General features: G+C 66.0%; 12 protein-coding genes and 1 tRNA gene. 4 read left to right on the forward strand and 9 right to left on the reverse strand.

Annotation, left to right across the window (positions count from 1 at the left end):
• Positions 1-91 precede the first annotated feature (91 nt).
• Positions 92-168: transfer RNA gene (locus tag K2W61_RS27635), tRNA-Met, on the forward strand.
• Positions 169-423: 255 nt separating this feature from the next.
• Here K2W61_RS27635 and K2W61_RS27640 read toward each other — a convergent pair.
• The 3 genes from K2W61_RS27640 to K2W61_RS27650 form a co-directional block, all read right to left on the reverse strand.
• A complete protein-coding gene (locus tag K2W61_RS27640) occupies positions 424-1,350 on the reverse strand; it encodes a hypothetical protein (protein ID WP_236757143.1) in 927 nt (308 codons plus the stop codon).
• Between the two features lie 155 nt (positions 1,351-1,505).
• On the reverse strand, positions 1,506-1,697 hold the full coding sequence (locus K2W61_RS27645; protein WP_175135851.1) for a hypothetical protein: 192 nt from the start codon (positions 1,695-1,697) through the stop codon (positions 1,506-1,508).
• A 165-nt stretch (positions 1,698-1,862) separates the two neighbouring features.
• Entirely contained in the window at positions 1,863-2,084 is a 222-nt protein-coding gene (locus K2W61_RS27650; RefSeq protein WP_175135850.1) for a hypothetical protein, read from the reverse strand.
• 251 nt (positions 2,085-2,335) lie between these two features.
• Between K2W61_RS27650 and K2W61_RS27655 the strand changes: the two genes are divergently transcribed.
• Positions 2,336-2,527, forward strand: coding sequence for a hypothetical protein (locus K2W61_RS27655; protein ID WP_175135849.1), 192 nt, complete (start codon positions 2,336-2,338; stop codon positions 2,525-2,527).
• 48 nt (positions 2,528-2,575) lie between these two features.
• On the opposite strand, the gene yddG is transcribed toward K2W61_RS27655, so the two are convergent.
• On the reverse strand, positions 2,576-3,484 hold the full coding sequence (gene yddG, locus K2W61_RS27660; RefSeq protein ID WP_175135848.1) for an aromatic amino acid DMT transporter YddG: 909 nt from the start codon (positions 3,482-3,484) through the stop codon (positions 2,576-2,578).
• Between the two features lie 167 nt (positions 3,485-3,651).
• Between yddG and K2W61_RS27665 the strand changes: the two genes are divergently transcribed.
• A complete protein-coding gene (locus K2W61_RS27665) occupies positions 3,652-3,894 on the forward strand; it encodes a 6-phosphofructokinase (RefSeq protein ID WP_175135847.1) in 243 nt (80 codons plus the stop codon).
• Between the two features lie 27 nt (positions 3,895-3,921).
• Here K2W61_RS27665 and K2W61_RS27670 read toward each other — a convergent pair whose 3' ends face one another.
• The 4 genes from K2W61_RS27670 to K2W61_RS27685 form a co-directional block, all read right to left on the reverse strand.
• Positions 3,922-5,496: a diguanylate cyclase gene (locus K2W61_RS27670; RefSeq protein ID WP_175141772.1), complete on the reverse strand. Its 1,575-nt coding sequence runs from the start codon at positions 5,494-5,496 to the stop codon at positions 3,922-3,924.
• Positions 5,497-5,836: 340 nt separating this feature from the next.
• Complete coding sequence (locus K2W61_RS27675) at positions 5,837-6,112, reverse strand: hypothetical protein (RefSeq protein WP_236757145.1); 276 nt, start codon at positions 6,110-6,112, stop codon at positions 5,837-5,839.
• Positions 6,090-6,623 (reverse strand): hypothetical protein, encoded by a 534-nt coding sequence (locus K2W61_RS27680; protein ID WP_175135845.1) that lies wholly within the window; start codon positions 6,621-6,623, stop codon positions 6,090-6,092. The genes K2W61_RS27675 and K2W61_RS27680 overlap by 23 nt, the downstream gene beginning before the upstream one ends.
• Positions 6,613-7,104 carry a hypothetical protein gene (locus K2W61_RS27685; RefSeq protein ID WP_236757147.1) on the reverse strand — a complete coding sequence of 164 codons (492 nt, stop codon included), beginning with the start codon at positions 7,102-7,104 and terminating at the stop codon, positions 6,613-6,615. Before K2W61_RS27685 ends, K2W61_RS27680 begins: the two co-directional genes overlap by 11 nt.
• A gap of 155 nt (positions 7,105-7,259) precedes the next feature.
• Here K2W61_RS27685 and K2W61_RS27690 point away from each other — a divergent pair, with 155 nt between their 5' ends.
• On the forward strand, positions 7,260-8,282 hold the full coding sequence (locus K2W61_RS27690) for a tyrosine-type recombinase/integrase (protein ID WP_175135844.1): 1,023 nt from the start codon (positions 7,260-7,262) through the stop codon (positions 8,280-8,282).
• Between the two features lie 15 nt (positions 8,283-8,297).
• Here the strand turns inward: K2W61_RS27690 and K2W61_RS27695 are convergent, their stop codons facing one another.
• Positions 8,298-8,648, reverse strand: a complete 351-nt coding sequence (locus tag K2W61_RS27695; protein ID WP_175135843.1) for a phage tail protein — start codon at positions 8,646-8,648, stop codon at positions 8,298-8,300.
• Positions 8,649-8,710 lie beyond the last annotated feature (62 nt).

Consider the following 8,710-nt stretch of genomic DNA (forward strand, 5'->3'; position numbering starts at 1 on the left):
CGTGCTAGAATTTTGTTCTTCGCTGCTTTGCTTACGAACTTGAAAGGGAGTAGGCAGCCAAGGGAGTAGGCAGCCCAAGCGGCGATAGGATGGCGCATTAGCTCAGCCGGTTAGAGCGACGGAATCATAATCCGCAGGTCCCCTGTTCGAATCAGGGATGCGCCACCAAAATTCAAAAGGCCTTCACTTCGGTGAAGGCCTTTTTCATTTGTGCCTTGCGGCCGAAAAAGCGATCGGGGAAGCGGACCAGAAAAGCAACCAGAAAAGGCATGATCAAGGAAGGGGGCTCAGGGAAGCGCGCGCCGATACAGTCCCCCGCAAGAAAGCACGCCTAGGACAAGCCCCCCGAGAACCTCGAAAGGCGGCGCCACGCCGGCCTGGCGGCATACCGCAGGCCGGCCGGGGTGGCATGGCCTTGCCGCGCTACGGTTTGAGCGGCGAAGGCAAATCGCGGCGCCGGCCGCCCCACGTGGCGCACAGGCTGGCGACGAAGGCGCCGATCAGCATGGACGCGAAGCCCCATAGCGCCAAGGTCGCCGTGGCCTTGCGCGCCAGGTCGGCTGCGGCGCGCGCCTCGCGCTTGGCATCCTCGACAGCCTGGCGGGCCTTTTGCAGCGTCTGGTCGACGCGCTGCTGCGCCGCGGCAGGATCGATGCCGGCCTGGGCCGCCACCACCTTGGCGACATAGTCGCGATCCGCCGCCGCCATCTCACCGCGCGCCAGACTCATCGCAACGATTCGCCCCACCTCGGCCCGCGCCGCGGCGCGGTCGCCGCCAGCCTCGGGACGTTCGGCACGCAACAGCGTATCGGTGAAGTAATCGCGTGCCTGGTCCGCGCCGCCCGCGCCGCCCGCGCCGGCAGCCGCGGTCGCGGTTGCCGTCATCGCCGCCCCCGCTCCGGCCGCCACCGATGCCCCGGCCTTGGCCGCGCCCGATGCCAGCGTGGCCAGCGCCGAACCCAATAGCGCCGCACTGACGACGGCGCTCAGCGCCCATACCAGGAAGCCGTGCGCGGTATCGCGAAAGTACACCTCGTCGATGTGCGCATCGACCCACTTGGTCCGCAAGCGGCCGGCGACGTAGCCGCCAATCCCATAAGTCACGATTTGCGTGAACAGCATCCAGGCGATGATGCCGATACCCACTGCCGGGGCCGACAGCCCCTCGTCGCCCCACGGCGACACCGACAGCAGGCCCAGGCCCGAGCCGCCCGCCAGCAATGCCAACGATAGTGCCGCGGCGATGACCGCGCCAGCGAAGACCGCCGCCCACGAGACCGCGGACACCGTCGATTCACGCGCCGGGACTGCGCCATCTTGGGCGCGGTTTGCCGATATTGCATTTTCCATGGTCATTCCTTGTTCAGGTCACAAGCGGCCGCCGCCGCATGGTGTCAAACCGGCAGTCAATGCCAGAACAGCGCCAGCAGCAGGATGATGGGAATGGGCACGCCCAGCAGCCATAGCAGAATGGAACGCATGCGAACCTCCTTGTCGGTCGGGAATCAAGCCAGATCGATGGTGCCCGGCGCGCGCGGATCCGGCGCGGGCGGCGTCACATCGGGGGAAGCAGGATCGTCGGGCGCGGGATTCGGGCGTGCAGGAGGATCATCCGGCGGCGGGTTGCCTGGCAGCGGCGGATCATCGGCTGGCACCTCATCGGGTGCGCCCGGTGGACGGTGGGAAGCGTGCGACATAGTGGATCTCCTAGATAGCGCAAAACGCGCCGATCCACGGTCAGCAAGCGCCGTGCCCACCCCCTCTCCGACCAGGCGCCGGCCACAAAAAAGCCCTCATGGAGGGCGGGAGGGGTTCGTGCGCACGCTTTGCGGGCAAGGCCTGGGCGACCTGCCGTCCCTGGTCTAGACGCCGTTGCGGCCATCGGCGCCGAGAAATTCCACCACGGCGGCCTTGCCGGCGGCCGAGGCCTCGTCCTGGCTGGCGTAGCGGCGTTCGGAATAATTGGTGCTGCGCACATTGCCCGTCTCCGGGTCCAGCAGGGTGATGATCCAGGCGAACTCGCCCGGCATCAATTGCCTGACCTGCAACGTGGCGCGGGTACCAGGGCGGAGTCGTTGCGGCATATCGACGCGGCTTTGAAAATGATTCGACGCCGCCATCGTAGCGCAAAGCGCAGCCTTGGCGGCGGCCTGAAAATGCTGCGGCGCACACCAATTCCATGCTGCGGGGTGCGCGGCAAAAACGCCACACCGAGCCCCCGTAGCCAGGAAAACCCTAGCGCCATGCCTCCCAATACAGGCGCACAATCAGACCAAACACCTAGACCGTACCAGCGGCGCCGCAATCCCCTTAATCAGGCGAGGACGGAGGCAACATGACTTACGTAGCAGTGGTAATCAGCTGTTTGATGGTTGTGGGTATCGTCGCGTTGGTGGTTCAAACGATTCAAAGCGCGGGGCCCGAGCCCTGGCTGAAGATATCGGCGGCGATCGTCAGTTCCCTGTTCGCTTCCCTATTGCTCATCCCGCTCGGCTACGCCGTGGCGCAGACCATGGTGTTGGACTGAGCCAGCCATCGCGCCATGGCTGGCGCGAGACCGAATTCCGGCCCCGGGCTAGCCGCCCCGGGCCGGTCGGCCGCGTGTGGCCGCCCAGCAGATCAGCGAGCCGGCAGTGACCATGGCCACGCCTTGCCAGAATGCCGCGGTCAGATGGGTGGACAGCCACAGCGCCGCGAAAAAAGTCGATAGCACCGGAGTGAAATACGAGGCCGTGGCCAGCAGCGTGAGATTGCCGTTCAATATGCCCACGTTCCATAACGCGTAGCCGGCCGCCATGGCGCCCCCCGTCACGCATAGTTCCAGCACGGCGGCGCCATCGAAGGCCAACGCAGGCTCGGCGCTCATGCCGTATTTGATCCACAATACCGCCGCGGTCAACATGAAGAACAACGCAACACCATTTTTGCCGTCCGCATAGCGTTTGGTGACGTTGCAATAAACCGCCCAAATGATGGCTCCGCCGAATGCCAGGCCATAACTGAGGGGATTGCCCGAGACATTGGCAACGATGCCTTGCCACGAGATGCCGCCGTCGCCGCCGACCACCCAGACGATGCCGCACAGTGACAGCGCAATGCCCGGCACGACCCAGGCGCGGGCGCGCTGGCCGTTGATCAGTATCGCCAGGACGACGGTGAAACACGGCCAGAGATAATTGACGATGCCCAGTTCGATGGCCTGGCCCCGGTTGGCGGCAAATCCCAGCGACAGCGACAGGCAGATTTCGTAGGCGACGAACAGGATGCTGCCGGACAGCAGGTAGCGGCGCGGAAACGTGCGCAGGCGGGGGAACCCCACCAGCAACACCAGGAACAGCGAGCCGACGGTATAGATCAAGGCGGCGCCGCCAATCGGCCCGAAGCGCTCGCTGATGCTGCGGATGAGGCCGACGACCGTGCCCCACAGCACGACTGCCATCAGACCCGCGCCGGTCGCCGTCTTCCGGCTGAGAACGAATTGCATGACTGTTTCCGATTGCCCGATTTACAAGCGCCGCGCCGGGCGACGCGCGCCGAAACGACGCAGTGTAGCGAAAACAGGAAATGGGTCGCGGCATGGCCGGCTTTGAGGAAGCCCGAGCCGGCGCGCAATGCAACCGTCGACAACGAACAAGAGGGAGAGCAAGGCGCATGACCATCTCTGTACGCAGACTGACTGACGTGCTGGCCACCACGGCATCGGGCCGCCTCTATCGCATCGAAGTGTTCTCACAGGCCGATAGCCGGGCCGGTCCACCCGCGATCACGCATTACATTCTCAGGACCTCGGACGGCGAACACGTCATCGCCCTGGGGGATCGTCGCTATCGCCTGAAATCGGGCGAGGTGCTGACCGCTCTGGTCCCGTCGCCCGCGCCACGCCCCGACGCCTGAGCCTGGCCGGGCACAGCACCCGCCGGCTCAGCCATCGGATGCCACCCGCCGCTTGCCCAGGCCCTTGGCCCGGTAGAGGGCGACGTCGGCCCGCTCCAGCAACTGCAGCATGGTGCTACCCGACTGCGGATACACGGCGATTCCCACGCTGGCCGACACCGCCACCCGGATATTGGGATAGGGCAGCGACAGGCTTTCGACCAGCGCTTCGGCAACCGCCTGCGCCCCGTCGTGATCGGTTCCCAGCAGCAGCACGGCGAACTCGTCGCCCCCCAGCCGCGCCGCCACATCCGAGACTCGGATGGCGCGGGCCATGCGATCGGCGGCCTCTTTCAGCACGGTGTCGCCGGCCGCATGACCGTGCAGGTCATTGACGGATTTGAAGCCATCCAGGTCGATCGCAAGAATGGCGAATGACTGCCCACTGCGCTGCGCCACCGCCAGCTCGCGCAGCACCAGTTCCCCGAACAGTACCCGGTTGCACAGTCCCGTCAGCGGATCGTAGTGCGCCAGATGCTGCGCGCGCGCCAGCATGCGTGAAGCATGCAGCAAGGCCGTGCCCACCTCTTCGGCTTCCTTGACGCGCGTGTCGGGCAATTCGACGGTCCGGCCATCCCCCAGCGCCAGCGCCGGCTCCACCAGGCCCTGCACCGCCGAGGTCAGGCGGTTGGCCAGCCGCAATGCGAGCCACAGGCCCAACCCGAACGCCGCCAGCGTTCCCAGCGCCAGCCAGGCGATCGAACGATACAGATCGGTCGTCACCAGCGTCATCGGCGCCCCGGCGGCGACCGTCCAGCCTGTCAGGGTGGAACGGTTGAAGGCGGTGTAGACCGGGGTGCCCTCCTTGGTCGTGGTCTCGAGCGAACCTTCGTCTTCCGCCCGCACCGCCTGCGCCAGCGCCGGCACGGCCTTCTGGCCAACGAATTTTGCCGTGTCGCGGGTCCGCGCGATGATGGTGCCGCTCTTGTCCAGCACGGCGGCCACCCAACCGTCGGGCAGGCCGCGGCGCCCCAGCACATTGCCGATGCGCTCCGGCGACAGGCCCACATTCAGGCTGTAGATGACGTCCTCGCCGCGCACCACCGGCACCCCGAGCGCAATGGTCGGCGCATGACTGACCCCACCCATGAACAGGCTGCTCAGCACCGGCTCGCGCGCGCGGAACACCTGGGCCAGCTCCCGCGACACGGCCGACGGCGGCAGCGCCGTGCCGTAAGGCACCAGGGTATTGAGTACCTGCTGGCCCTCCTTGTCGGTCAGGACATAGCTGTCGACAATCTGGAATTTGATGACTTCGCGGGCGCGCCGATGGAATCCGGCCAGATCGCCGCCTATCAGGTCGGGCGAGCTCGCCAGCATCTGCAAACCCGCCTCGACGCCGGTCAGTTCCCGATCAAGAACGGCGGTCAGATTGCGTGCCAGGAAAATCGTGTCGCGAAAGATCCGCTCTTTCTGGATCTGATAGCTTTCATAGACGGCGATCGATGCCACCACCAGCGCCGGCGCGATACAGGCGAACACCAGCGCCAACAAGCCGGTCCGCATCGTATAGCGGCGCCGCGGGCGAGCCCGCGTCGCCGCCAGGATTTCGCCGTCAGCCATATTATTTTTCCGGGCGCGGCCGCGCCGGACAAGACGTTTGCCGACACCACACTTTCTGACTCATGGCGCCTCTCCTGGAACGGTCAGCCGGACAGGAAGCCCGGCAGGACGGAAAACCAGAAATTATTGCAGAACCAGACCACACCCCACCCATCCGCCCTTAATGCCGAGCCGGCGGGCAGGTTGGCCTCCAACGGAAAATCGCGTCCCCAATTTACCTCAAAAACAGAGTCTGGCGACCATCTCGTTATGAACCAGTATCTGTCGCCGGATCGCCGCCGGGGTCGCGTCGACCTCGGCCGCGGAATTGAAATACACCGGCCGGGCATGATCGCAATACTCAATCCCGGTCCGCAGGGGGGGCGGCGCGCACCCACTCAGACTTGAGGCGATCAGCCACGGCATCGTCATTGCGACGAGCCACCGTTTCTTCGACATCAACGCTCTCCTGGCGGGCCTGGGCGGCCCGCTCCTGGAGGCGGGCCGCACTGTCCGCGCGTTCCTGCGCCCGGCCCATGGCCCGCCCCCGCCAATACACCCCGGCGACGGCGGCCAGACCCGCCAGCACTGCCGCCATCAAGCCGAGGCCCCGCTTAATCCATTGCTGCAACAGCATCGGTCACACTCCTTTGCTCCCCCGACCGCACCGCCGCGGCCGCCTGTAGGTACAGACGGTTCCAGCTGTCGGGCCAGGGTTTGCCGGGGCGCCAGGTGCGCAGGTACAGCGCCCAGGCCGCTGCCGCATCGCCGACCGGCGGCAACGCCCTCGGATCGGTCCACAGCAGCAGCCGCGCAACGCCTGCGGCCAGCACGTCGTCGTATTCGAGCGCGGCGTAGACCGCGTCCGGATCGCAGGCCACGCTGCGGGCCTTGCACAGCACGGCCAGGTGATCCCGGCTGGCGGCGTGCAAGTACACACCCCACACGCCACCGCGACTGGCGCGGGTGCCTTTCTCGAACTGCCAGAAGCCACGCGCCGGTCCGCCGATCTGGCGCCGATGCACGAAGCGGCTTTCCTGCAAGCCGATCGCCAGCAGCATGCAGCACGCCTCGCGCGTGTCCATGCGCGCCGGCAACCGCGCCAGCGCCGGGCGCAGCGCATCATCCATGATCTGGTCAAGCGTCATGCCTGCCCTCCTTATCCGATTGCGTTTCCATGCCGAGCGTCTTGCGCCGGATCTCCACCGCCCAGTCCACCAGATCCTGGTTCTGCAGCTTGGCGGTCAGGCGCAAGTAGGCGCCCAATACCCACCACGCCGGCAATCCCGCCAGCAGCATGCAGGGGCCGAGCACGTAGAACATCGCCAGCAGCCCGTCCTCGCCCAGCCCGGTGCGTTGTGCCATCCAATAGGCGGACGACATGATGTCGGGCATCCATGCGATCATGCCGATCGCCAGCAACGGCCCGAACAGAAAAGAACTGACCACCGTACAGGCGGTACGCGCGACGAACTCGCGCGGCGTGCGCGGCGGCATCAGCAACATGCCGATCAACGCCGCCATCGCCGCCGGCATGCCGAAGGCCAGCGCAATTTTCAGGGCGGCGAATCCGCCCAAACCCGTTGATCCCGGTTCCATGGTTACACCGCTCCTGTCGACGGTGCGCATTGCTGCCTCCCGTGAGCATCACGAGCGCCACGCAGGCGCACCGGATGGAAAATTTGAAATCCGGGCGACACTGTCGTCCGTTTGCCGCAGGCCTTGCCTGCGTTTGTGCTGCTATCTTTCTGGTCTATCGCCTTTACCTCCCTGCCCGACTTGCCATGAAACCCTGGACCCGCCGCCAACCCCGCCGCAAGACCACGCCCACGCTCGCCGAGGCGCTTGTTCGCTATCTGGCCGAGGTTTCGGTCACCAAGAAGGGCCATACCTCGGAACAATCGATCGCGCGGATCTGGCGCGCCACACGCCTGGCCATCCGCCCAGTCGACCGCATCCGCAGCTCCGACCTGACGGAGCTGCGCGACGAATGGCTCAAGGATCGGGCGCCCGCCACCGTCGTGCGACGCATGGCCTTCCTGTCGCACGTGTATACGGTGATCCGGAAAGATTGGGGCTTTGACCAACTGGCCAATCCGGTCCAACTGGTGCGACGGCCGCCCGTGGATGACGCCCGCGATCGGCGTCTGTTCGACCGCATCACCCTGCGCGGACTGTCGCAAGAGGACTGTCCGCGCAAAGAGCTGGAATGGATCATCCGCGCTACCCGCTCGACGGAACTTCCCACGATCCTGACTGTGGCCAAGGAAACAGGGATGCGCCGGTCCGAGGTGGTCGGCATCCAGCGCGAACACCTCGACCTGATGCACGGCGTGGTGCACCTGCCCCACACGAAAAACGGCCGCGCCCGCGACGTACCGTTGACGCCACGGGCCCGCGAGGCCCTGCGGCGCTGGGTCACGGGAAAGCCCATGCGAGGCCGCATATTCACGATGCAACCCGGCTCGGTCACGCGGGCTTTCATCCGCGCACGGCGCCGCGCCCGTTTGCGCTACGAAGGCATGTGCCGGCACCATGGCCGGCGGCCCAACGCCGCCTACTTCCGCGATCTGCGGTTTCACGACCTGCGCCACGAGGGTACGTCGCAGCTCGCCACCGTGTTCCAGATCCACGAACTGGCGAAGGTCAATGGCAACGTCGACACCCGCATGCTCCTGCGCTACTACCATCCTCACGGACGTGAACTGGCCCAGAAGCTGGCGCGCAGCCAGTTGGGCCGGCGCCAGCTCGAGGAAATGCGGCACGAGCGCGAGTTCGGCCAGGGAGCCTTGCCCCTGGCCGCCTGACGCCTGCCCCGAGGCTTAGACCGTGCCCTCCTGCTCGCGGTCCGGGGGTTCCACCATCGTCAGCCAGGCCGGCAGCGGTCCCCAGCCGGGATAGCTGACTTTGCCGCCAGCGCCGTCATGTTCCGCACCAATCGAATACGGTGCACCCGTCTCCACCAGCCACAGCGGCGTGGAGCGATAGTCTTCGACCATGCTCCACGTATCGCCCAGGCGGCGCGGCCATTTCCCGGCAGGCGGGGTCGGCGGGGCGTCCGCGTGGGCGCCAAAAGGAATATTGAACGAGCCGGGCGTCAACGCCAGTTCGTTGGCGACCGACTTGTACAGGAACAGGCCGTTGTCGTCGGCCTGGAATACGTCTATTTGCATTTTGGTTTTCCTTGGAAATGAAATTTGCACTGCAAATGCGCGGGTGTTGGGTAGCCGGCAGG

The sequence above is a fragment of the Achromobacter pulmonis genome (assembly GCF_021733725.1).
Lineage (GTDB): Bacteria > Pseudomonadota > Gammaproteobacteria > Burkholderiales > Burkholderiaceae_B > Achromobacter > Achromobacter pulmonis.

What these genes read in the sequence shown, in the direction of transcription:
- K2W61_RS27640 (WP_236757143.1), bottom strand. Translation starts at nt 1,350, where the DNA reads ATGGAAAATGCAATATCGGCAAACCGCGCCCAAGATGGCGCAGTCCCG.
- K2W61_RS27645 (WP_175135851.1), bottom strand. Translation starts at nt 1,697, where the DNA reads ATGTCGCACGCTTCCCACCGTCCACCGGGCGCACCCGATGAGGTGCCA.
- K2W61_RS27650 (WP_175135850.1), bottom strand. Translation starts at nt 2,084, where the DNA reads ATGCCGCAACGACTCCGCCCTGGTACCCGCGCCACGTTGCAGGTCAGG.
- K2W61_RS27655 (WP_175135849.1), top strand. Translation starts at nt 2,336, where the DNA reads ATGACTTACGTAGCAGTGGTAATCAGCTGTTTGATGGTTGTGGGTATC.
- yddG (WP_175135848.1), bottom strand. Translation starts at nt 3,484, where the DNA reads ATGCAATTCGTTCTCAGCCGGAAGACGGCGACCGGCGCGGGTCTGATG.
- K2W61_RS27665 (WP_175135847.1), top strand. Translation starts at nt 3,652, where the DNA reads ATGACCATCTCTGTACGCAGACTGACTGACGTGCTGGCCACCACGGCA.
- K2W61_RS27670 (WP_175141772.1), bottom strand. Translation starts at nt 5,496, where the DNA reads ATGGCTGACGGCGAAATCCTGGCGGCGACGCGGGCTCGCCCGCGGCGC.
- K2W61_RS27675 (WP_236757145.1), bottom strand. Translation starts at nt 6,112, where the DNA reads ATGCTGTTGCAGCAATGGATTAAGCGGGGCCTCGGCTTGATGGCGGCA.
- K2W61_RS27680 (WP_175135845.1), bottom strand. Translation starts at nt 6,623, where the DNA reads ATGACGCTTGACCAGATCATGGATGATGCGCTGCGCCCGGCGCTGGCG.
- K2W61_RS27685 (WP_236757147.1), bottom strand. Translation starts at nt 7,104, where the DNA reads ATGCGCACCGTCGACAGGAGCGGTGTAACCATGGAACCGGGATCAACG.
- K2W61_RS27690 (WP_175135844.1), top strand. Translation starts at nt 7,260, where the DNA reads ATGAAACCCTGGACCCGCCGCCAACCCCGCCGCAAGACCACGCCCACG.
- K2W61_RS27695 (WP_175135843.1), bottom strand. Translation starts at nt 8,648, where the DNA reads ATGCAAATAGACGTATTCCAGGCCGACGACAACGGCCTGTTCCTGTAC.